This window comes from Pusillimonas sp. T2 (assembly GCF_002236805.1).
Lineage (GTDB): Bacteria > Pseudomonadota > Gammaproteobacteria > Burkholderiales > Burkholderiaceae_B > Neopusillimonas.
Genome location: NZ_NIQA01000001.1, coordinates 297,998 through 318,487, shown reverse-complemented (window position 1 = coordinate 318,487; position 20,490 = coordinate 297,998). Strand labels below are relative to the sequence as shown.

The 20,490-nt window shown below is 56.9% G+C and carries 23 protein-coding genes and 2 tRNA genes; 11 read left to right on the top strand and 14 right to left on the bottom strand.

Translation table 11 applies throughout. The features are described 5' to 3' along the window. Positions 1–32: 32 nt before the first annotated feature. Both PuT2_RS01430 and PuT2_RS01425 read right to left on the bottom strand, forming a co-directional pair. Complete coding sequence (locus tag PuT2_RS01430; RefSeq protein ID WP_093969242.1) at positions 33–1,124, bottom strand: YheT family hydrolase; 1,092 nt, start codon at positions 1,122–1,124, stop codon at positions 33–35. Positions 1,125–1,134: 10 nt separating this feature from the next. Then, entirely contained in the window at positions 1,135–1,347 is a 213-nt protein-coding gene (locus PuT2_RS01425; RefSeq protein WP_093969241.1) for a zinc-finger domain-containing protein, read from the bottom strand. A gap of 159 nt (positions 1,348–1,506) precedes the next feature. Between PuT2_RS01425 and PuT2_RS01420 the strand changes: the two genes are divergently transcribed. The 3 genes from PuT2_RS01420 to PuT2_RS01410 all read left to right on the top strand — a co-directional run bounded on the left by PuT2_RS01420 (position 1,507) and on the right by PuT2_RS01410 (position 4,113). After that, positions 1,507–2,253: an AzlC family ABC transporter permease gene (locus PuT2_RS01420; RefSeq protein WP_093969240.1), complete on the top strand. Its 747-nt coding sequence runs from the start codon at positions 1,507–1,509 to the stop codon at positions 2,251–2,253. Next, positions 2,246–2,572: an AzlD domain-containing protein gene (locus PuT2_RS01415; protein WP_093969239.1), complete on the top strand. Its 327-nt coding sequence runs from the start codon at positions 2,246–2,248 to the stop codon at positions 2,570–2,572. Before PuT2_RS01420 ends, PuT2_RS01415 begins: the two co-directional genes overlap by 8 nt. A gap of 146 nt (positions 2,573–2,718) precedes the next feature. Continuing rightward, positions 2,719–4,113, top strand: coding sequence for a DEAD/DEAH box helicase (locus PuT2_RS01410; RefSeq protein WP_093969238.1), 1,395 nt, complete (start codon positions 2,719–2,721; stop codon positions 4,111–4,113). A gap of 89 nt (positions 4,114–4,202) precedes the next feature. Here the strand turns inward: PuT2_RS01410 and PuT2_RS01405 are convergent, their stop codons facing one another. Then, complete coding sequence (locus tag PuT2_RS01405; protein WP_093969237.1) at positions 4,203–4,592, bottom strand: thioredoxin family protein; 390 nt, start codon at positions 4,590–4,592, stop codon at positions 4,203–4,205. A 141-nt stretch (positions 4,593–4,733) separates the two neighbouring features. Between PuT2_RS01405 and PuT2_RS01400 the strand changes: the two genes are divergently transcribed. The 4 genes from PuT2_RS01400 to phaP all read left to right on the top strand — a co-directional run bounded on the left by PuT2_RS01400 (position 4,734) and on the right by phaP (position 7,975). After that, positions 4,734–5,477: an EI24 domain-containing protein gene (locus PuT2_RS01400; protein WP_371596210.1), complete on the top strand. Its 744-nt coding sequence runs from the start codon at positions 4,734–4,736 to the stop codon at positions 5,475–5,477. Between the two features lie 20 nt (positions 5,478–5,497). Beyond that, positions 5,498–6,295, top strand: coding sequence for a molybdopterin-binding protein (locus tag PuT2_RS01395; RefSeq protein WP_093969235.1), 798 nt, complete (start codon positions 5,498–5,500; stop codon positions 6,293–6,295). A 158-nt stretch (positions 6,296–6,453) separates the two neighbouring features. Continuing rightward, positions 6,454–7,281 carry an IclR family transcriptional regulator gene (locus PuT2_RS01390; protein ID WP_093969234.1) on the top strand — a complete coding sequence of 276 codons (828 nt, stop codon included), beginning with the start codon at positions 6,454–6,456 and terminating at the stop codon, positions 7,279–7,281. 115 nt (positions 7,282–7,396) lie between these two features. Continuing rightward, a complete protein-coding gene (phaP, locus tag PuT2_RS01385; RefSeq protein ID WP_093969233.1) occupies positions 7,397–7,975 on the top strand; it encodes a TIGR01841 family phasin in 579 nt (192 codons plus the stop codon). 225 nt (positions 7,976–8,200) lie between these two features. On the opposite strand, the gene PuT2_RS01380 is transcribed toward phaP, so the two are convergent. The 7 genes from PuT2_RS01380 to PuT2_RS01350 form a co-directional block, all read right to left on the bottom strand. Continuing rightward, on the bottom strand, positions 8,201–9,250 hold the full coding sequence (locus tag PuT2_RS01380; protein WP_093969232.1) for a quinone-dependent dihydroorotate dehydrogenase: 1,050 nt from the start codon (positions 9,248–9,250) through the stop codon (positions 8,201–8,203). A 3-nt stretch (positions 9,251–9,253) separates the two neighbouring features. After that, positions 9,254–9,988, bottom strand: a complete 735-nt coding sequence (locus tag PuT2_RS01375) for an arginyltransferase (RefSeq protein WP_093969231.1) — start codon at positions 9,986–9,988, stop codon at positions 9,254–9,256. A gap of 42 nt (positions 9,989–10,030) precedes the next feature. Continuing rightward, the gene (gene aat, locus PuT2_RS01370) at positions 10,031–10,771 is read right to left on the bottom strand and encodes a leucyl/phenylalanyl-tRNA--protein transferase (protein WP_093969230.1); all 741 of its coding nucleotides are present in this window, start codon (positions 10,769–10,771) and stop codon (positions 10,031–10,033) included. Between the two features lie 20 nt (positions 10,772–10,791). Further along, the gene (locus tag PuT2_RS01365) at positions 10,792–11,403 is read right to left on the bottom strand and encodes an NUDIX hydrolase (protein WP_093969229.1); all 612 of its coding nucleotides are present in this window, start codon (positions 11,401–11,403) and stop codon (positions 10,792–10,794) included. Positions 11,404–11,447: 44 nt separating this feature from the next. Continuing rightward, positions 11,448–12,071, bottom strand: coding sequence for a DUF2946 family protein (locus PuT2_RS01360; protein ID WP_093969228.1), 624 nt, complete (start codon positions 12,069–12,071; stop codon positions 11,448–11,450). A gap of 28 nt (positions 12,072–12,099) precedes the next feature. Further along, positions 12,100–12,173 (bottom strand) — tRNA-Cys (locus PuT2_RS01355). A gap of 58 nt (positions 12,174–12,231) precedes the next feature. Next, positions 12,232–12,307 (bottom strand) — tRNA-Gly (locus tag PuT2_RS01350). 442 nt (positions 12,308–12,749) lie between these two features. On the opposite strand from PuT2_RS01350, the gene murB reads away from it, so the two are divergent. Beyond that, positions 12,750–13,769: a UDP-N-acetylmuramate dehydrogenase gene (gene murB / locus PuT2_RS01345; protein ID WP_093969227.1), complete on the top strand. Its 1,020-nt coding sequence runs from the start codon at positions 12,750–12,752 to the stop codon at positions 13,767–13,769. A gap of 62 nt (positions 13,770–13,831) precedes the next feature. Here murB and dapB read toward each other — a convergent pair whose 3' ends face one another. Further along, on the bottom strand, positions 13,832–14,623 hold the full coding sequence (gene dapB / locus PuT2_RS01340; RefSeq protein ID WP_093969226.1) for a 4-hydroxy-tetrahydrodipicolinate reductase: 792 nt from the start codon (positions 14,621–14,623) through the stop codon (positions 13,832–13,834). 9 nt (positions 14,624–14,632) lie between these two features. Beyond that, complete coding sequence (locus PuT2_RS01335; protein ID WP_371596180.1) at positions 14,633–15,172, bottom strand: outer membrane protein assembly factor BamE; 540 nt, start codon at positions 15,170–15,172, stop codon at positions 14,633–14,635. A gap of 77 nt (positions 15,173–15,249) precedes the next feature. On the opposite strand from PuT2_RS01335, the gene fur reads away from it, so the two are divergent. After that, positions 15,250–15,669: a ferric iron uptake transcriptional regulator gene (gene fur / locus PuT2_RS01330; protein WP_093969225.1), complete on the top strand. Its 420-nt coding sequence runs from the start codon at positions 15,250–15,252 to the stop codon at positions 15,667–15,669. Positions 15,670–15,672: 3 nt separating this feature from the next. Here the strand turns inward: fur and recN are convergent, their stop codons facing one another. Beyond that, on the bottom strand, positions 15,673–17,316 hold the full coding sequence (recN, locus tag PuT2_RS01325) for a DNA repair protein RecN (protein ID WP_093969224.1): 1,644 nt from the start codon (positions 17,314–17,316) through the stop codon (positions 15,673–15,675). A gap of 3 nt (positions 17,317–17,319) precedes the next feature. Continuing rightward, positions 17,320–18,219: an NAD kinase gene (locus PuT2_RS01320; protein ID WP_093969223.1), complete on the bottom strand. Its 900-nt coding sequence runs from the start codon at positions 18,217–18,219 to the stop codon at positions 17,320–17,322. A 123-nt stretch (positions 18,220–18,342) separates the two neighbouring features. Here PuT2_RS01320 and hrcA point away from each other — a divergent pair, with 123 nt between their 5' ends. Next, the gene (gene hrcA / locus PuT2_RS01315) at positions 18,343–19,353 is read left to right on the top strand and encodes a heat-inducible transcriptional repressor HrcA (RefSeq protein WP_093969566.1); all 1,011 of its coding nucleotides are present in this window, start codon (positions 18,343–18,345) and stop codon (positions 19,351–19,353) included. Between the two features lie 23 nt (positions 19,354–19,376). After that, positions 19,377–20,438 (top strand): ferrochelatase, encoded by a 1,062-nt coding sequence (gene hemH / locus PuT2_RS01310; RefSeq protein ID WP_093969222.1) that lies wholly within the window; start codon positions 19,377–19,379, stop codon positions 20,436–20,438. Positions 20,439–20,490 lie beyond the last annotated feature (52 nt).

Here is a 20,490-nt window from a genome sequence, read left to right as displayed (position 1 = left end):
TAGCCCGCAGCTGGGCCAGGCCTGTTGCGACGTTATTGCTTGCGCTCGAAGAAGCGGGATAGCCGCGTGGGCAACCAGCTGGTGTGGCCCGGAAACTTCCCCGTAATAAACCCCACGTGCCCCCCCTCGGCGGGTTGGTGCAGCAACACTTGTTCTGAACACTCTTTCGGGCCCGGTAGCGACGCTTCGGGAACAAAGGGGTCGTTGCGCGCGTTTAGGATGAGCGAGGGTGTTGTCAGCGCCTTTAGCAGGGGCTTGGAAGATGCTCGCGTCCAGTAATCGAGGGCGTTTTTGTAACCGTGCATGGGCGCGGTGTACATGTCATCGAAGTCGCGAATGGTTTTGATGTGATTAAGCCGCAGGGTGTCGATATTGCCAGGAAAACGTTGGGCTTTCTCGGCGATTTTTCGCTTCATTGAGGCCAGGAAATAGGGCGAATACACCCACTTGCCAACCGGCGTGTCGGATAACGCGCCGCCCGCAGCAACGAGGTCGAGCGGGACGGAGATGGCGGCTGCCGCATTGACCCAATGGCTGGCGTTGGGGTTTTCGGCCAGAAACTTAAGCATGGCATTGCCCCCGAGCGAGACGCCTGTGGCGTGCCAATGAGCGTTGGGAATGCGGGCCCTGACGGTATCGAGCATGAAACCGACATCTTCGGTGTCGCCCGAGTAGTAGGCTCGCGCCATGCGGTTTGGAAAGCCTGAACACCCTCGAAAATGGGCGATGACGACAATCCAGCCCCGGCCCCGGAAGTACTGGGCGATTGATTGGGCGTAACGGCTGTTGCTGTTGCCTTCGAGGCCGTGAAACAGTATTAAAGCCGGTGTTTCTTCGAGCCCCATAAGGGCTTGCCAGTCGGTGCGGTCGGCCCACCGATAGGCGGCGGTATGCTCGAGAGCAGGCTCGCGCGGGACGCGAACATTGGCGGCGGTTTTATCGGCGAACAGGCCAGGGCCTGTCCAGTCGAAGTCGAGAAAATCGCCATCGGGGGTGTCTACCCGTTCGCGTACGAACGAAATATGATGAAAGCGCGCGACCGTTGCGCCCCATATGGTTTGCGTGTGCCCACCGGGCAACCATATGGGGGAAGGGCAAGGCGAGAGATCGAGCTGGGCGGCCACGGGCTGACGCTTAGTGGCCGTGGACGTGTTCGCCTGGCTTGAGCTGGTAGGTGGCGCTGCAGTAGGGGCAAACGCCCTGGCCCGATTTGGCGACTTCGATGTAAACGCGCGGGTGCATTGACCAGAGCGGGGCTTTCGGGCCTGGGCAATAAACAGGCAGGTCGGCTGCGCCGACCAGAATGACGTCATCGTTGTGTTTTGCAGGGGTATCGGCACTGCTCATGATTCGTCCTGGGATAATGATTTGACTGGCTGCATTGTACCAACAGCCCGCGACAATTCAGCGAAATAAAACAATTCGGGTGCGCTCGTATATGATTGCGGGTTTACAGGGTTGTCCCGGCATTTTTCAAAAAATGCCCGAAGGGTAATGAGGCGTCGGATGGGGTCTTTATCTACTTATAACGCGTGGTCAAAGGCGCGGGCACAGAAAAGCTTCAACGAAGGTTTTCGTCAGGTCCTGCCCACCATGGTGGCAACCAGCCTGTGGGGGTTTGTGACTGGTATTGCCATGGTCAAGGCTGGCATGTCTGAAGCCATGGCCAGCCTGATGACGTTGTTGGTGTATGCGGGTTCGGCCCAACTGACTGCACTGCCGCTTATCGTGGCCGGTGCGCCCATATGGCTTATTTTTGCGGCAGCGTGTGTGGTCAATATCCGATTCGTGATATTTGGTGCGGCCATGCAGCCGTTTTTTGCGCGCTATCGCTGGCCCTCGCGCCTGGGTCTAGGCTTTTGGTTAAGCGATATGGGTTTTGTTTTGTTCATGACGCGTTTTGCCGACAGCAAAAAGCGCGGCACACGCCATCAGTTCTGGTATTACCTCGGGCTGATTATTCCGGGCTGGATTTCTTGGCAGGTGGCCTCGTTGGCCGGCATATTCATGGGCGGCGTTGTGCCAACAAGCTGGGCGCTAGAGTTCGCCGCGACGCTGGCGTTGCTGGGCATTACGATTCCGTTGGTCAAAAATATGCCCATGGCGGTTTCTATATTGGTGGCAGGCACCATTGCCTGGCTGGGGCAGCCGCTGCCCTTGCGTCTGGGCCTTGCTGTGGCCGTTGTTGGCGGCATTGTCGCCGGCGTTTTGACTGAAAAGCATCAAGCCTCAGCAAAGGTAAGCCATGGCTGATAATGACACCTATGTTTTGGCGGTAATCGGGCTGCTGACGTTGTGCAGTTTAATTACTCGTGCGGGTTATTTTGTATTCGGTAATCGAATCCCGTTAACCGAGGGTGTGCGTCGCGCATTGCGTTATGCGCCACCCGCCGCGCTTATTGGCATTATTATTCCCGAAATTCTGCCCTGGTCAGAAGGGGCTCATGCCTTTGTCGATGTTCGTTTGCTGGCTGTGTTGGTCGCCATAGTGGTTTATGCGCGCACGCGCAGTACGGTGGCCGTTATTGTGTCGGGTATGTTGGCGTTTTGGGTGATACGGGCGCTGTTGTAGCTGCTGCCTTGGCTAAGTAGTGGATATTTAACGACACTTTCGGGTGGCCCTTTTGGGCTGTCATAGGGTTGCGGGACGACGTGCGTTAAAATGCCCGGGTTATCAAAGTCTGGCGGGGTGTTCCTGCGCAGGCGTAACCTTATTCAATGACAGAAACTATTATCTCCGATACTCCGCAAATCACGTTTTCCGATCTAGGCTTGCACCCGGGCATTTTGCAGGCAGTCGCCGCAACGGGTTACACCGTTCCCACGCCTATCCAGGCCAAAGCTATCCCGGTCGTCATGCAAGGTCGCGACGTCATGGGTGCGGCGCAAACGGGCACAGGCAAAACCGCCGCTTTCACGCTGCCCATATTGCAGCGCTTAATGCCTCTGGCCAATAGCAGTGCCTCACCTGCTCGGCACCCGGTTCGAGCGCTGATTCTTACGCCTACCCGCGAGCTGGCAGACCAGGTCGCCGAGAACGTGTCGCGTTACAGCGAGTCTATTCCTTTGCGCTCGGCGGTAGTGTTTGGCGGTGTCGATATCGCCCCTCAACGCGACGCGTTACGGCGCGGTTGCGAAGTCGTCATTGCTACCCCGGGTCGTTTGCTGGACCACATCGAGCAAAAGAACGTGAGCCTTGCCCAAGTCGGTATTCTGGTGCTCGACGAGGCCGACCGCATGCTCGATATGGGTTTCTTGCCCGACCTCGATCGCATCGTTCGTTTGTTGCCGCAAAGTCGTCAAACCTTGTTGTTCTCGGCAACCTTCAGCCCCGAAATCCGTAAACTCGGTCGCACTTGGCTTAAAGAGCCGGTCGAAATCGAAGTCGCGCGACCCAACGCCACCGCCGAAAACGTGACGCAAATTGCGTATCCGTTGTCAGGCGATGCCAAGCGGGCTGCTGTTGTTCATCTGGTCAAGTCGCGCGGGCTTAACCAGGTTATTGTTTTTTCAAATACAAAAATTGGCACCAGCCGCTTGGCGCGCTTGCTCGAGCGCGATGGTGTCAAGGCCGAGTCGATTCATGGCGATAAAAGCCAACTCGATCGCATGAAGGCGCTCGAGGCCTTCAAGGCAGGTGATCTTGAAGTCTTGGTAGCCACCGATGTTGCCGCACGTGGTCTCGATGTGGCAGGTGTACCTTGCGTTATCAATTATGACTTGCCCTACAACGCCGAAGATTACGTTCACCGTATCGGTCGTACGGGCCGTGCCGGCGCGTCGGGCGAGGCCATTGCTTTTTTTGCCCCTGACGAAGAGCGTTACCTTCTCGACATCGAAAAGCTCATCAAAGCCAAGATCCCGCGCGGCACGCTCGAGCTACCCGCACAGGTTCAGGCTGCAACGCGCCGTCCCTCGACAGGCGCCTCCTCGTCGGGTCGCGAACGTTCTTCCCGGGCTTATGCCGACATGTCGTCGCGCAAGCCTGTCGATGACTTCTTCACCAAGCCCTATGTGGCGTCGTCGGTATCAGCAGCGCCCCAGCTGCCCAAGTCAGCCGGGCCCGGCAAGGCCGTGCGCAAGCAGGTGGGCGTACTCCTGGGCGGACGCTAGGTCAGTCGGCGTAGCCCGGTGGGCTTTGCCGCGCTCTGCCCAAAGGCACGTGTCTTGGCATTGGCTTTGTGGGTGCGCAGTGCAGGTGTTCAGGCTTGCGCCATCAGGGTTTGGCGCAGCATCGGCGGCCCGCCATTAATGGCGGGCATTCTATTTATGGTTGCCAATAGCTTTTCCAGGTGACCAATATGTGGCAGCATCGGGCCAAAAAACCGGTTTTCGGTGGCAGTTTGCACCAATAACGTCGGGAAGTTCTCTACATCTTCATCCCCGAGCAGCTCGGGGTTTTCTTCGATATCCACCCAGATAAAAACGTACTGCGGAAACTTGTCTGCCAATTGTGCAAAGGCAGGGGCGTAGTCGCGACACGTGTCGCACCAGGCAGCACAAAAACATGCCACCAAACTGGTGTCTGTGCTGCTGTCGGCCAAGTACTTTCTTAGCGGGTCAATGTGGTCGGGAAGTGTGAAAACGGGCATAAACAGGGGCAAAAACGGGTGTGTGTCTGGGGCAAATTGTTTTGGCTTTAGCTATGATAGTCGAATGTTTGAAAGGTCACTGAAACTATGTCTGATTCTCGTGTAGTTGCCAACGTCTCCGAGCCCGTCCGGGTCTCTGGCATGGCGTCGGTGGGGCAGGCGTTTCGGCGTGCGCTGGTGTCGCAGCTGCACCCCAAAATGTTGTTTGCTTTATTTTTGCCCTTCATTATTGCGCTGCTGGGCGGTATCGTTTTGCTGTGGGCGTTCTGGGCGCCGCTTACTGCCTGGCTAAGCGGCGAGGCGGCCAACTGGGGCGTACTGACTACGGTAGACCAATGGATGCTCGGCATCGGGTTGTTTTCTTTGCAAGCCTACCTGGTGCCTTTGCTGGCCATAGCCATTTTGCTGCCGCTATCGGGCATTTTGGGGTTGGTCATTGCTGCCGTGTTTGTCATGCCGCTGGTGTTGCGTCACCTCGAGCAACGCGAATACCGGGGACTAATTCGGCAAGGGCAAATGTCGACTGCGCTAGGCATTTGGAATGCGGTCTGGGTCGGTGGGCTCTTTGCCATCGGCTGGTTGCTGACCATGCCGCTTTGGCTGTTTCCGCCGTTTCCGATTTTGTTGCCCATTTTTTGGTGGGCATTCGCCTTTACCCGTATGTTGCGTGTCGATGCCGTCATCGAACATGCCAGCCCTGTCGAGCGCCGCATCATCTGGAAGCGGCATAACCGCAAGTACTGGCTGATGGGCTTTATTCTTTCATTGATCAATCTGTTTCCGCCCGCTTGGCTGGTGTTGCCGGTGTTTTCGGCACTGGTGTACGCGCATTTCAGCCTTGAGGCTTTGCGTCAGTTGCGCCAAGAAACCGTTATCGATGTCTAAGTTTTAAAAAAGGTGAATCAATGACATCTATTACTGTGCCTCGTGTACGCCTCATTATTGTGGGCGACGAAATTTTGTCCGGCCGTCGGCAAGACAAGCATTTCTCAAAGGTCATCGAGCTTCTTGGGCAGCGGGGCATGCAGTTGTCGGGTGCCGAATTCGTCTCCGACGATCGTGCCAGTATTGCCGCCGTACTCAAGCGCAGCTTTGCCACTGACGACATTGTCTTCAGCTGCGGCGGCATCGGGGCGACGCCCGACGACCAAACCCGTCAGGCGGCCGCTGAGGCGCTGGGGCTTGACCTTGCCCTGCATCCCGAGGCTGAACGTCTTATTACCGAACGTTGCGCCGAGAATGAGAAAAATGGCGTCGGCAGCGCCGATATGTCATTGCCTGAAAACCAGCAGCGTTTGCAAATGGGCGTGTTTCCAACAGGGGCTGAAATCGTTCCCAATCCCTACAACAAGATTCCTGGTTTTTTCATTCGTAACCATACCTTCATGCCCGGCTTTCCGGTCATGGCTTGGCCAATGCTCGAATGGACACTCGATACGCGTTACCGCCAGTATCATCACCAGACGGTGCGTGTCGAGCATTCCTTCCTGGTGTTCGGGCTACCTGAATCACGCATTACGCCGGCGCTCGAAGCCCTCGAGGCGCGTTGGCCCGGCGTAAAGGCGTTCAGTTTGCCCAGTATGGGCGGCGAGGGTAAACCGCATATCGACCTGGGCGTCAAAGGCGAACCCCTCGCCGCGGCCGAGGCTTTGGCCTTTTTGAAGAATGCGGCCCAAGAGGCCGGTGGCACCTTGTCGCCCTGACACCTCCCTCTGGCATTGGGTGCGCCTGGCTGGCTCTGCTGAAGCAAGCTGGTGCACCTGGGCGCTTTTATCGGACCACACACGACAGGCAAAAAGATCTTGCCAAAACGACAACTATTTTCATAATATGAGAATGTTGCGTTGCGTCAAAGTCAAGCATGTCCCGAACCGAACTCTCTGCCCGCCCAGGGGCTACCGTCCAAAATGCTCCTTCCGAATCACCGATCACCATTCAGGTGCTCGAGCGTGCCATGCTGTTGCTCGACGTACTGGCGCATCAGGCCGAACCCGTTCCGCTCAAAAACCTAGCGGCTAAAACCGGGTTGCATACGTCGACGGCGCATCGCATTCTTAACGATCTGGTTGCGGGGCGTTATGTCGAAAGGGTGGACAGCGGGCTGTATCGTCTCGGCATGCGTTTGCTCGAGCTAGGTTCGCTGGTTAAAGGGCGCCTGAGTGTGCGAGAGGTGGCCCTGGATCCGATGCGTGCGTTGCATAAACTGACCGGGCAAACCGTTAATTTGTCGGTGCAGCAAAATGACGAGATCGTTTATATCGAGCGCGCCTGGAGCGAGCGGTCGGGTATGCAGGTGGTGCGTGCAATTGGTGGGCGTGCGCCCTTACACCTGACGTCTACCGGAAAACTGTTTTTATCGGCCAGCGATTCGCGTCAGATCAAGGCATACATTATGCGTACCGGGCTCACCGGCGCGACGCCCAACAGTATTACTCAGGCCGACAAGCTTGAAAAAGAGCTCGCCCTGGTGCGTCGCACCGGTTATTCACGCGACAACGAAGAACTCGAACTAGGGGTCCGTTGCATCGCGGCCGGTATCTACGATGATGCCGGTAATTTGCAGGCGGGGTTGTCAATTTCGGCGCCTGCCGAGCGCATGCGCGACGAATGGATTGATGTTTTGCTCAAGACGGCCAGCAGCATTTCTGAAGCGTTGGGCTTTGAGGGTGGGCCAATCAGCGGACGCTGAAAAAGCCTGTTCCAAAATTATTGCACTGCAATAAAAAATTCATTGACATGTTGTTTTTAAAGGGTTAAATTGTTTTTGTGCAACGCAGCATAACCCTTATTTAAAGGAAAACACCATGAGCGCAATTCCCCAACAAATTTTTGCCAACCAGAAAGCCTCGCTTGACAAGATCCTGGCTGCTCAGGGTTCGATCTTCGGCGGCTTCGAAAAACTGGTTGATCTGAACCTCAAAGTGATGAAGGCAACGTTTGAAGACGTTGCTCAGAAATCGCAAGAAGCTATCGACGTTAAAGACCCTCAAGAAGCGGCAGCTTTTACGTCGGGCCTGGTACAGCCTAACGCCGACAAGGCGCTGGCCTATGGCAAGCACGTCTACGACATTATGTCTTCGGTTCAGTCCGATTTGGCACGCCTTGCTGAAGAGCAACTGGCCCATAGTCAGAAGCAAATGCATGACACCATCGACCAGTTGGCAAAAAATGCACCTACTGGCACCGAAGGCGCCATTGCTTTGCTGAAGTCGTCGGTGGCCTCGGCCAACACAGCCTACGAAACTGTTGCCAAAGCAGCCAAGCAAGCCAGCGAAGCAGCCGAGTCGAACATCACGGCAGCCACCAACGCCACCTTCAAGGCCGCATCTGAAGCCGCTGAAGTGGTTAAGTCGGCCACGCCTCGTACGCGCCGCGCCTCGTAATACAAGCGGCAGGCTGCCGGGCGGGTTTCGGCCGGTATGCTTGCTGGTAAGATGCCTTTAGTGTGCTTTGCCCGCTAAAAGCAGTCTGCCTTTGAACTGCACCCCAAAAGTTGGACACACATCCAACCTTTGGGGTGTTTTTCATGGCGAAGCCGGATGGGCGGTGCAGTACAAAGCAGTGCCGAAAAACTTGTTTCGGCAGAAGCAGCGTAACGCCCGATGTGTTTATTTATTGAGCGTTGACAAGCTACGTACGCATTCGCCGATAAGTGCGGGGCCGCGATAGATCAGACCGGTATAAAGCTGGATGGCGTTTGCGCCCGCCTGTATCTTTTCGACGGCCTGACGCCCGCTGCCAATACCGCCAACGCCAATAATGGCAAATTGCGGACCCAATTGTTCGCGCAGGCGACGAATGACAGCCAGCGACAAGGCGTGAACCGGCGGGCCCGACAAGCCGCCGTTCTCTTCGGCATGCGGTTGGCCTTTCACGGCATCGCGCGACAGTGTTGTGTTGGTTGCAATGACGCCGTCAACGCCATGGCGACCCAGCACGTCTGCAATGACATCAACCTGTTCGGTAGATAAGTCAGGGGCAATTTTTACCACCAGAGGCACGCGTTTGCCATGCTGGTCTTCAAGCGCCTTGCGCTTGTCGGCCAGTGCTGACAGAAGACCACCCAGTTCGTCTTGCCCTTGCAGGGCTCGCAGGTTCTGAGTGTTCGGAGACGAAATATTTACGGTAACGTAGTCAGCATGCGGGTACACACCTTCCAGGCCGATCAGGTAGTCGTCAACGGCGCGCTCAATGGGTGTGGCGGCATTTTTGCCGATATTGAGCCCTACAATGCCGCCCTGTTGGCGCCACTGGCTGCGCTGCACGTTCTGTAGGAAGACATCGAGCCCGCGATTGTTGAACCCCAGTCGGTTGATGAGTGCATTGGCGGCTGGCAAGCGAAACATGCGTGGCTTCGGGTTGCCGTCTTGGGGCTTGGGCGTTACGGTGCCCACCTCGATAAAGCCAAAACCAAGGTTTGCAAGGGCGTCGATGTGCGCTCCGTTTTTGTCTAGCCCTGCCGCCAGCCCGACAGGGTTACGCAGTTGCAAGCCCATGAGTTGCGTAGGCAGACTGGGCGCGCTATGCATGAGGCGCCTGGTGAAGCTGCAGTCGTAGGCCTTTTGCAAAGACGACAGCGTGAGTTCGTGTGCGTGTTCGGCGTCTAGTGAAAAGAGGGCAGGGCGGGTAAACGAGTAGGCGTTAAAGAGTAATGACATGGCTCAGCCGGCCAAGGGTTCGGGGGTGGCCCAAACGCCGTTGACGTAGATTTGATGGGGGCGAAAAACAGATTTGTACGCCATTTTACGGCTTTCATGAATCCAGTACCCCAGGTAAAGCCAGGGCAGGTCCAATTCACGGCAATGCTCGACTTGCCAAAGTACGCCGTATGTCCCCAGACTGCCTGGGGCGGAGGGGTCAAAAAAGGTGTAGACGGCTGATAAACCCGTGTCCAGCACGTCAATGATCGACACCATTTTCAGTTCGTTTTCGGGGGTGCGGAATTCGACCAGTGCGGTGTCTACCCGGCTGCTGAGCAAGAATTGGGTGTACTGGGCTTCGCTGTCGTCATCCATGCCTGCATTGGCGTGTCGCGTCCCGATGTACTGTTGGTAAAGCTGGTAGTGCTCTGGGTGAAACTCAAGCGGAAGGACGCTGGCCGTTAGCGCAGCATGCCGCTTCCAGACACGTTTTTGCGTGCGTGTTGGCACAAAATTATTGACGTCGACACGAATGGGCCTGCAGGCCTGGCATTGATCGCAGTGTGGGCGATACGTAAAAATGCCGCTGCGACGAAAACCTTGTTCGACCAAGCGGCTGTATAGCGTGGTGTCGATCAGATGATTGGGGGCGGCAACCTGAGAGCGCGCGTTGCGGCCCTCGAGGTAGCTGCACGGGTAAGCTGCCGTGGCGTAAAACTGAAGCGTTTGACAATGGGGGTCGGTAGGACGGCTCATGACAGGGCACCGGGGTTGTTTGCCCGTTCATTATCGGTGCTTTCAGGGCAATGGTGCAATCGTACCGTTTTGTAATAGCGTGCCAGAGCGCCAAGGCGGCGGTGGGCGGTTAAGGGCTGTGCTCAGCCAGCTCATAAAGACAGCCCTGGGCACGGGTTTGGCACCCAGGCTGGCCAGATGTGGAGTTTCTTGCTGGCAGTCTATGTGTTCGACCCCGTGGCATTTTAAAAAGCCGGTTAAGTACACCAGCGCAAGTTTCGAGGCGTCTGGTGCGAGGCTGAACATGGACTCGCCAAAAAAGAAACCGCCCAAACTGACGCCGTACAAGCCGCCTATCAGCTTGCCATCAAGCCAGGTTTCGATGCTGTGGGCTTTGCCTTGGTCGTGCAGCGCGCCATAGGCCGCCTTGATTTGCGGTGAAATCCAGGTACCGGGCTGTCCTTGTCTGGGAGCGCTGCAGGCGTCTATGACTTGGTTGAAGGCGGTGTCGACGCGAATCTGCAGGCCAGAGGCGTCAATCGATTCAGAGCGCTTGAGCTGCCGTAGCTTCTTGGCCATGGAGTGCGAAACGATCAGATCGCAGCAAGCTAGCACCATGCGTGGGTCTGGGCTCCACCACAAGACCGGGTCGCCTTCGTTGAACCAGGGGAAAATGCCTTTGCGATAGGCGGCCTCGAGGCGTGCGGGGCCGAGGTCGAGACCGGCGGCCAGCAGGCCGTCGGGTTGTGCATGGTGTGGGTCAGGTAGCGGGTCGTGCGGCCCAACCCAGGGTAAAACTGTCATGCCGGAAGGACGAGCGTGGATTAGTAGTCGCGTTTTGGGAGCGAAACTTCGTAGTAGTGCACCGGCGGATGCGCTCCGGGCTTGAAGTGGCCGCGTTTTTTGTCTTCGAGGTAGTGTTCGAGTGTTGTGATCACCGTACGGAACGCGAGTTCGGGCCAGGGGATTTCATCTTCGGTAAAGAAGCGGGCCTCGAGGCTCTCGGGCCCGGGAGCCAGTTCGGGACTGAGTACGTGCGCAAGATAAAAGAAATGTACCTGTTCGGCGTGTGGCACATCGATAACGGTGTACAGCGGCCCTAGTTCGATCTGGGCGCCAGCCTCTTCCTGGGTTTCCCGCATGGCGCCTTGGGCTGTGGTTTCGCCCAGCTCCATGAAACCAGCGGGTAAGGTCCATTTGTCATAGCGCGGTTCTATGCCGCGCCGGCACAGCAATATTTTGTCTTCCCATATTGGCAGCACCCCGACGACATTGCGCGGGTTCTGGTAATGAACCGCGCCGCAACTTTCGCATACGGCCCGCAACCGGTTGTCGTCGGGCGGTGTCAGGTAGGTAATGTGCGCGGCGCATTGGCTACAAAACTTTTGTGCGCGCGGCGCGGGGAAGTAAAACGATGATGCGGGTTGGGTGGCCATAAGAAATTATTCTTTTCTGTGTTGCGAAGCTTTAAGCATTGCGCCTAAGCATAGCGTAATGCAGGTCGGCGCACAAAACCCAGAAGTGTTTCGATATGGTTTGCTGCGCAAAAGTGCAGCGAGGCAGGCTGTGTCTGGGAGGCGGCAAGTGCGGGTGCCACGACGATGGAATCTACAGTGGTGGCTTCAAGCGCGTCTGACAGCGGCTGCCCTTCGGGGGTGTGAAGGGTGTCGATGACCGCTGGCAAGTCGCGTCCGACAATGAGACCTGGGCCCAGGTTGGTTTGTGCGTAAAGGTGCCCTTCATCGTCGAGCCACCAGCTGCTAACGATGTCGACCACAGTGCCGGTGTGTGCTTGAAGGCTGCTGTTGTTGTTGTCGATGCGCAGTATTAACGGTGCAGCATCGAGCCGGACATAAACTTTTTGCGGCCCATTCTGAAAATACCAGCGCCCGCTGTCGTCAGTCATGTAGTTGCGGCTGATGAAACTCGTAATTTGCGGGTTGCTGATGGATTCGCCCTCGGGATCTGGGTCGCCATCGTCTGGGGCTAGCGCGTTACCCGTGGGGTGCAGACGCCATTGGCCGTTGCGGGTTAAAGACAGCCAGCCGAAAACGTCGGGGACGTCTGGCCAGCGAGCCATTGCGGCACGAACGAGGTCATCCATGGGCAGGCCGAAATAGGGGAGGGGGGGATGGAGGCGCAACTCGGAATCGAACCGGGGTACACGGATTTGCAATCCGCTGCATAACCACTCTGCCATTGCGCCGAAACGTACTAAATTGTACGTAAAAAAGGGAAGCTTTGTGGGCTTCCCTTTTGGTATTTGGAGCGGGAAACGAGTCTCGAACTCGCGACCTCAACCTTGGCAAGGTTGCGCTCTACCAACTGAGCTATTCCCGCGTGGTGCGCACTTTTCAGTGTTTTCCTGTTGGCTTGCTAGCCCCAGGAAGCTTTGCATTATAACCTGTTTTTTTTGTTTTGCAAACTTAAAAACCGTTTTTTTTAACTTGTTTTTAAATTTTTACTGCATCACAAATTGCTTGGCTACTACATGCTGGGTTAAGACAGCTGCCTTGCGTTTCAGGTTATGTCATCGCAGTTATTACACTGCGTTTGCTGCTAACTGCTACACTTTTTGCGCTTGCCTTATTCAACTTTATGGCTTCACTTTCGTCTAGGCTTTAAAAGCTGCTTTGTTTCTGGCAAGACCAAAATAATAACACAAAATTAAATTTGTGCGCAAATGGGTTGATGCGGCCAAAATTTCCGTCGTCGCGTCGGTCATTATTGGGTCATGGTGTAATAGCTGTCTTTCGCCCGCTTGTGTCTACGAGACTTACTCATGTCTTTGTCTGTCGAACCCAAAGATCTTTCTTCCATGAATACGTTGGGGTTGGTGTCGCATGCCTCCGCTTGCGTTGTCTTTACCGACGAGGCCCAATTGCCCGCGCTGACTCGGTTGGCAACTGCTTACGACCACGCCTTGGTGCTGGGGGGCGGGAGTAATGTGGTGCTGGCGCCGCAATTGTCCGGGTTGGTAATTTGTACGCAAACCCAAGGTATTGCCCTGATCGCGGATACGCCGGATGCTTGGCTGGTTGAAGCCCAGGCCGGTGAGACCTGGCATAACTTTGTAGGCAAATGTCTGGAAAATGGCTGGGCCGGCCTTGAGAACCTTGCGCTTATACCCGGCACTGTCGGGGCCGCGCCCGTACAAAATATTGGTGCCTATGGCGTTGAACTCGATACGCGCATCGACCAGGTGCACGCCTGGGACATTCAGCAGGGCAAAAGTCGGGTGTTTTCGCGGAGCGAGTGCGAGTTCGCCTATCGAGACAGTTTTTTTAAACGCCAGCCCGCGGGCCGGTGGCTGATTACACGGGTTCGGTTTCGTTTGCCCAAGCCTTGGGTACCGCAATTGTCGTACCCCGATTTATCGACATGTCGCGAAATGGCTGCATCGGGGCAGTTGACGCCCCGACAGGTATTTGATGCAGTTTGCGCTATCAGGCAAAGCAAATTGCCCGACCCGGCGGTGCTGGGCAATGCAGGCAGTTTCTTTAAAAATCCGGTGGTTGAGGCGTCGGTTTGGGAAGGCCTGAGGGCTGGCTTCCCTGACCTGGTTGGTTACCCGCAGCCTGACGGCACCTTTAAGCTGGCGGCCGGCTGGCTGATTGATCGTGCTGGCTGGAAAGGGCGCCGCCAGGGTGCGGTGGGTGTGCACGACCGGCAAGCGCTTGTATTGGTTAATTTTGGTGGGGCGACGTCTGCAGAGTTGCTGACGTTGGCGCAGAATATTTGCGCCGATGTTTACGCCCGCTTTGGGGTAAGGTTAGAGCAAGAGCCCGTGTTGTGTGCTTGATTGCCGGCCTCCAGGCGGTAGGCCGGCAAGCTTTGTGTTTTATTGGGTAATGCCTGTTCTGATCAACTAGAGAGCACGTCTTGCATGTCGAACAGGCCGAACTCTTTACGCGCCAGGTAACGTGCGGCACGCAGGCTGCCTTGGGCGTAGGTGGTTCGGCTGCTAGAGCGATGTGAGATCTCGATGCGCTCGCCGGCACCGCAAAAAAACACCGTGTGGTCACCCACGATATCGCCGCCGCGCATGACCGAAAAACCAATGCGGCCGTCTTCACGTGCGCCGGTATGCCCGTGGCGCGCCCAATCGGCGATATCGTCTAGCTTCTCGCCCCAAGCCCGGGCAACAGTTTCGCCCATAGCTAACGCGGTGCCCGAAGGCGCGTCGACTTTGTTGCGATGATGGGCTTCGAAGACTTCGACGTCGTAGCCACTATTGAGCAGGCGCGCTGCCATGTCCAGCAATTTGAGCGTCGCGTTGACGCCTACGCTCATGTTTGGGGCGAACACAATGGCTGTTTTTTGACTTGCAGCCTGAATGGCCTGCTTACCCGCGATATCGAAGCCTGTTGTGCCGATAACGCACTTGACCTTATGTTTGACGCATGCCTCGAGGTGGGTAAGTGTGCCTTCTGGGCGCGTGAAGTCGATGAGACAGTCGGCGTGACTTAATGCGTCGAGGTCGTCGGTAATGTGCACGCCCGTCGTGTGGCCCAGAAAGCCACCGGCGTCTTGGCCTATGCAGGCCGAACCGGCGCGGTCGAGCGCAACGGCGAGCGTCAGGTCGGGCGAATTAATGACAGCTTCGATCAGCATGCGGCCCATGCGGCCGTCGGATCCTGCAATGGCGATGCGCATAGGGGTCTCTTAGCGTAAAGGTTCGGAAACAGGCTGGCTTTGAATCACGGCAGCCGGCGTGCGCTCAGGGTTGATCTCGATCTCGGTGTTGGGGCCAGCCCGGCGTTCGATGGCGGCTTTGCCAGCGTCGGCGTCTTGCGGTGCGCCTTCGGCCGATTGGGCGCCCGAATCACTCTTTTCGAAAGGTTGGCGGTCGGGCATTTGGTCTCCGGCCCATCGCAGTAGTACGTCGCCTTCGAACCAGACAGTGAACTTACGCTCTTCTTCTTCGCCGTAACCGGGCTTGTTGAAGTAGGGGTAATCCCAGCGGTCGTTGCGGAAGATGTCTTGCAGGGTGGGTGTGCCCAAAATGAAGCGAACTTGCTCACGGGTCATGCCGGGTTCGAGTCGCGCGACTTGCTCGGCAGTTACCCAGTTGCCCTGCTGAACGTCGGCCCGGTAAGGGAAGCCCCACTTGGTGCCGCCGCATGCGGTGAGCGTCAGGGCCAGCGCACCAACGGCCAAGCCTGTGCGCAACTTTGAAAATAGTGGTTTAGCAGTCGTAAGCACGAAGCGCCCCTGTGATTCAGGTTGAATAAAACCGTTATGATAAAGGCATAATGTCCACCTGCCCGAGAGCCTCGAACATGAATGAACAAAACGAACTGAAAAACATGGGTCTTAAGGCAACGTTTCCACGCCTTAAAATTCTGGATGTTTTTCGTAAATCAGACACACGCCACCAAAGCGCCGAAGACGTTTACCGTGCCCTTATCGCAGAAGATATCGATATTGGCCTGGCAACCGTTTACCGCGTGCTGACGCAGTTTGAACAGGCAGGTATTCTAACGCGTAGCCAGTTCGATGGGGGCAAGGCCGTTTTCGAGCTTAACGACGGCGACCACCACGACCATCTTATCTGCACCAACTGTGGCAAGGTGGTCGAGTTCACCGACCCCGACATCGAAAAGCGTCAGCACCTGATTGCCGAGCAAAAAAAGTTTACGCTCGAAAGCCACACCATGATGCTGTACGGTATTTGCGAGTCGTGCCAGAAGAAAAAATAAGCTTCAGGCCCCCAGCATTTCGGCGGCATGCTGACGCGTAGTGTCGGTAATGCTTAGCCCACCCAGCATGCGCGCTATCTCATCGATGCGCGCTTTTTTATCGAGTAAATCGATGCGCGAGGTCGTTTTGCCTTTGTGCTGAGACTTGCTGACCTTGAAGTGATGGTTGCCGCAAGCCGCTACCTGGGGCAAGTGTGTGACGCATAGCACCTGATGGCGTTCGCCCAGGGCCCCAAGCAGTTTGCCCACTACTTCGGCCACCCCGCCGCCAATACCGCTGTCGACCTCGTCGAAAATAAGTGTAGGGACGCGTGCAGCCTGGCTGGCGATGACTGACAGCGCCAGCGACAGCCGGGCCAGTTCGCCGCCTGAGGCCACCTTGGCCAGCGGGCGAGGCTGTGTGCCGGTGTGGGCCGCCACCAAAAACTCGATGGTTTCGTTGCCGTTAGGGCCAGACGCGCAAGGGGTGATGGCCACATCGAAGCGCCCGCCGGCCATGGCTAGCGTTTGCATGGCTTGAGTGACGGCGGGTGCCATGAGGCTGGCAGCTTTTTTACGTGCGGTTGTCAACTGTGCTGCCCATGCCGTGTAGTGGTCGTGCGCCGCCTGGGCTTTGGCTTCGAGTGCTGCCAGGTCGATACCGGCTTGTGTTTCGTGTAGCCGTTCACGCAAGCGTGTGGCCAGGGCGGGGATCTCGTCGGGTTCGACGCGGAATTTGCGAGCGGCGTCGAAGATGGCCGACATTCGCGCCTCGGCTTGCTGCAGGGCGTCGGGGTCGAGGTCGAGCTTGCTGATGTAGCTGTTCAGGTCGGATATGGCCTCGGCAGTCGCGATGCGAGCCGATTCGAGGGTGTCGCAAATTACGGCGAGTTGTGTGTCATGGCGAAGCATGCCTTGCAGCCGATGTGCTGCGGTGTTCAGGATGTGATGCGCGCCGGCGGTGTCGTCGTCTAATGCGCTTAAAGCCTGTGTGGCGTTTTCAAGTAACGATTGGGCGTGAGCCAGTCGGTTGTGTTCAGCCGAGAGGGCGTCCCATTCCCCGTCGGCCAGGCTTAGCTGTTCAAGCTCGTTGACTTGCCATTCGAGCCGGTTTTGTTCTTCTTGAAGTATGTCGGTATGTGCGCGCGCATTGTCGAGCTGTTTGGTCAGTGTTTGCCAGGCCTGCCAAGCTTGCGCCACATTTTGGACCAGATCGGTGTGGCGGCCTTGCGTGTCGAGTAGTTCGCGCTGGCTACCGGGTTTGAGCAGGCTTTGGTGGGCGTGCTGGCCATGGATGTCGACCAATTGTTCGCTTAGTTCGCGTAATTGGCCCAGCGTGGCGGGCACCCCGTTAATGTAGGCGCGGCTTTTGCCTTGCTGGTCGATTACGCGACGAAGCACCAGCGTATCGTCGGCATCAAGGTCGTGTTCGGTCAGCCAGCCGACCAGGTTGTTGGGCACGTTAAATACCGCGCTGATGTCGGCCTTGTCGGCGCCATCGCGGATAAAAGCGGTGTCGGCACGCGCGCCCAGCACCAGCGACAGGGCGTCGATAAGAATTGACTTGCCAGCGCCTGTCTCGCCTGAAAACACTGTGAAACCCGAGTCGAATTGGATTTCGGAGTGCTCGACAATGACGAAATCGGTAAGGCTCAGGGATCGCAACATGGTTTATTCGGTCTCGTCTGACAGGGTGGGCATTTGGTTCCAGAGCAATTTGCGCCGCAACGTCGAGAAAAAGCTGTAACCGGTTGGGTGAACGAAGCGGATGGTATCTTGCGCGCGCCGCACTTCGATGCGGTCGCCGGCTTGGCATTCGGACCAGGTTTGCATATCGAAGTGAACGCTGGCGCCCGATTCGACGCGGCTGAGCGATGTGATGGTGATGCTGAGTACGCCGCTGTCGGGGATGACGATGGGCCGGTTTGACAATGTTTGCGGTGCGACCGGTACCAAAAGCATGGTGCGCAGTTGCGGGTGCAAAATGGGGCCGTTGGCCGACAGCGCGTAAGCGGTGGAGCCCGTCGGGGTAGAGATGATCAGCCCGTCGGCGCGTTGGTTGTACATCAGGTTGCCATCGAGCTCGACGCCCAGTTCGATCATGCCCCCGCGGCCGGCGCGATTGATGACGACGTCGTTCAGGGCAACCCCCGAAAACATGATCTGGTCGCCGCGCATGACCCGGCCTTCAAGTAAGATGCGCTCTTCGATATTGAAGTTGCCCTCGATGACGCGTGTTAAAGCGGCGGCTGCCGACTGCAGCGGGATGTCGGTAATAAACCCTAGTCGGCCGTGGTTGATGCCGATAAGCGGTACATGGGCCCGCGCCAGCATGCGGGCCGCACCCAACATGGTGCCGTCGCCGCCCATAATAACGGCCAGGTCGGCCTGGCCGCCGATTTCGGCGTAGGACGCGACAGCGTATTCGGTAACTCCGGTATTGACGGCAGTATCGGTTTCGACAAGAACGCGGCACCCTGCTTTTTCGAGGGTCGCGGCCAGTTCGCGCAGCGGGGCGTCAAGTCCGCTGTCCTGGTAGCGCCCGACCAACGCTACAGTTTTGAAATGCATTGTGCCGATACCTTGTTTATGATGTTTGGGTTCAGATAAATTTATTATATGTTCCACAAGCGTTTGTTGTTGTACCCGGAACGACAACTTTGTCTTCCGGAGGCGTAAGGTTTAAACATGGACATGGACGACAGAGCCAAAGCCCTGCTCAAGGCACTCATCGAGCGTTATATTGCCGATGGTCAACCCGTGGGGTCGCGCACACTTTCAAAAATGTTCGAGCTGTCCCCGGCCACCATTCGTAATGTCATGGCCGACCTCGAAGAGCTGGGGCTTATCCATAGCCCGCATACGTCGGCCGGGCGGGTGCCAACCCCGCGAGGCTACCGTCTGTTTGTCGATCGTCTGCTGGCGACGCAACGCTTCGAGGTTTTGCAACCCAGCCAGATACGCGAGATGTTGCCGGCATCCGAGCCGACACGAGCCGTTAATGCTGCGGCGAATTTGTTGTCTAACCTTACCCGCTTTGCCGGTGTGGTGCTGGCCCCAAAGCGCTCGCAAGTATTTCGGCAAATCGAATTCATCCGTCTTTCCGACAAGCGCGTTCTGCTGATCATCGTGACACCGGACGGTGACGTACAAAACCGCATTTTGTTTGTTCAGCGCGATTACCTCGACCAAGAGCTGACCGAAGCCAGTAATTTCTTTAATGCGCATTTTGCAGGCCGGTCGTTTTATGAAGTCCGCGAGGCCATTACCAACGAGTTGTCATCGCTTAAAGAAGATATTTCGCGTCTGATGCAACAGGCGGTTGAGGCGGGTACGGCGTCTGACGGCAGTGATGACGGCGTGGTGATTTCCGGCGAAAGCAAATTACTCGATATTTCCGACATCGCGTCAGACATGGATCGCTTGCGTCGCATGTTTGCGCTTTTCGAGAAAAAAACCGATCTGTTGCAGTTGCTCGATGTCTCCAGCCGCGCCCATGGTGTGCAAATTTATATCGGCGGCGATTCACAGCTTGTCCCGCTAGAAGACGTCTCGGTTATTACAGCACCCTATGGTATCGACGGTAAAATCGTCGGCACTCTGGGTGTGATCGGGCCTACCCGTATGGCCTACGATCGCGTCATTCCCATCGTCGACATCACGGCGCGCCTGCTCTCAAACGCGCTTAGCCACAACACCTCCTGACCCCGATTCTTTCAAGGCCTTTCATGTCCAGTTTTTTGCCGTCTCGTTATCTGCCCGAAACGCCCGATCCTCATGGCCTTGATCCGAACCCGCCGGCGCGCGCCGATGGCCCCGTCGGCGTTCTGCTGGTCAATCTGGGTACGCCCGATGCACCGACAGCGCCCGCCATCCGCCGGTATCTGTCCGAGTTTCTGTCCGACCCGCGCGTCATCGAAATTCCGCAATGGATTTGGCAATTTATTTTGCAGGGCATTATTTTGCGTATCCGGCCCCGTAAGCTGGTGCCGCGTTATGCCGGTATTTGGCTCGAAAACGGCTCACCGCTTACGGTGTACAGCCAGGTACAGGCCGACCGAGTGCAAGACCTGTTAACCGAGCAGGGGCACGACGTGCACGTGGTCCTGGCTATGCGCTACGGCAACCCTTCCGTGGTGCAGGGTATCGAAGCCCTGCGAGCCAAAGGGTGCGAGCGCATCCTGACAGTGCCCATGTATCCGCAGTATGCGGCCAGTACTACCGCCACGGCGGTTGATGCAGTGTGCACTTATGCGGCGCGCTTGCGTAATCAGCCCGAACTGCGCTTTGTGAAACGTTACCCGACGTTGCCCGCCTATATTCAAGCCATGGCCGACAAGGTTCGCGCACTGTGGCAATCGCAAGGTAAGCCCCAGCGTCTGTTGTTGAGTTTTCATGGTTTGCCCCAGCGCACCATCAATCAGGGTGATCCTTATCATCGCGACTGCATGGACACGGCAGCAGCGCTGCGTGAATGTCTGGGCGAAGACGGCCATTTGGTGCATGTGTCGTTTCAAAGCCGGTTTGGCGCCGAGAAATGGTTGCAGCCCTATACCGAGCCCACCCTCAAGGCCTGGGCTGAACAAGGGGTGCGCCGGGTCGATGTCATGTGTCCGGGTTTTCTGGCCGATTGTCTCGAGACGCTCGAGGAAATCCAGGTGGAGTGTCAAGAGGCGTTTTTACATGCAGGCGGCGAACAGTTCCGTTATATCGAATGCCTCAACGATGACGAAACCTGGGCGCGCGGCCTGACCGGCCTGGTCAAGCAGCATCTGCAGGGCTGGTTGTAAAAGGGGCGGTCGCCGGCACATGGCTAACCCTCGGCGGGGCTAATCGCCTGCG

Coding starts and splice junctions, on each gene's coding strand:
- PuT2_RS01375 (WP_093969231.1), bottom strand. CDS start 9,988: ATGAGCCGTCCTACCGACCCCCATTGTCAAACGCTTCAGTTTTACGCC.
- recN (WP_093969224.1), bottom strand. CDS start 17,316: ATGTTGCGATCCCTGAGCCTTACCGATTTCGTCATTGTCGAGCACTCC.
- PuT2_RS01365 (WP_093969229.1), bottom strand. CDS start 11,403: ATGGCCACCCAACCCGCATCATCGTTTTACTTCCCCGCGCCGCGCGCA.
- murB (WP_093969227.1), top strand. CDS start 12,750: ATGTCTTTGTCTGTCGAACCCAAAGATCTTTCTTCCATGAATACGTTG.
- PuT2_RS01405 (WP_093969237.1), bottom strand. CDS start 4,592: ATGCCCGTTTTCACACTTCCCGACCACATTGACCCGCTAAGAAAGTAC.
- dapB (WP_093969226.1), bottom strand. CDS start 14,623: ATGCGCATCGCCATTGCAGGATCCGACGGCCGCATGGGCCGCATGCTG.
- hemH (WP_093969222.1), top strand. CDS start 19,377: ATGTCCAGTTTTTTGCCGTCTCGTTATCTGCCCGAAACGCCCGATCCT.
- hrcA (WP_093969566.1), top strand. CDS start 18,343: ATGGACGACAGAGCCAAAGCCCTGCTCAAGGCACTCATCGAGCGTTAT.
- phaP (WP_093969233.1), top strand. CDS start 7,397: ATGAGCGCAATTCCCCAACAAATTTTTGCCAACCAGAAAGCCTCGCTT.
- PuT2_RS01390 (WP_093969234.1), top strand. CDS start 6,454: ATGTCCCGAACCGAACTCTCTGCCCGCCCAGGGGCTACCGTCCAAAAT.
- PuT2_RS01420 (WP_093969240.1), top strand. CDS start 1,507: ATGGGGTCTTTATCTACTTATAACGCGTGGTCAAAGGCGCGGGCACAG.
- PuT2_RS01410 (WP_093969238.1), top strand. CDS start 2,719: ATGACAGAAACTATTATCTCCGATACTCCGCAAATCACGTTTTCCGAT.
- PuT2_RS01360 (WP_093969228.1), bottom strand. CDS start 12,071: ATGGATGACCTCGTTCGTGCCGCAATGGCTCGCTGGCCAGACGTCCCC.
- PuT2_RS01320 (WP_093969223.1), bottom strand. CDS start 18,219: ATGCATTTCAAAACTGTAGCGTTGGTCGGGCGCTACCAGGACAGCGGA.
- fur (WP_093969225.1), top strand. CDS start 15,250: ATGAATGAACAAAACGAACTGAAAAACATGGGTCTTAAGGCAACGTTT.
- PuT2_RS01400 (WP_371596210.1), top strand. CDS start 4,734: ATGGCGTCGGTGGGGCAGGCGTTTCGGCGTGCGCTGGTGTCGCAGCTG.
- PuT2_RS01395 (WP_093969235.1), top strand. CDS start 5,498: ATGACATCTATTACTGTGCCTCGTGTACGCCTCATTATTGTGGGCGAC.
- aat (WP_093969230.1), bottom strand. CDS start 10,771: ATGACAGTTTTACCCTGGGTTGGGCCGCACGACCCGCTACCTGACCCA.
- PuT2_RS01380 (WP_093969232.1), bottom strand. CDS start 9,250: ATGTCATTACTCTTTAACGCCTACTCGTTTACCCGCCCTGCCCTCTTT.
- PuT2_RS01425 (WP_093969241.1), bottom strand. CDS start 1,347: ATGAGCAGTGCCGATACCCCTGCAAAACACAACGATGACGTCATTCTG.
- PuT2_RS01415 (WP_093969239.1), top strand. CDS start 2,246: ATGGCTGATAATGACACCTATGTTTTGGCGGTAATCGGGCTGCTGACG.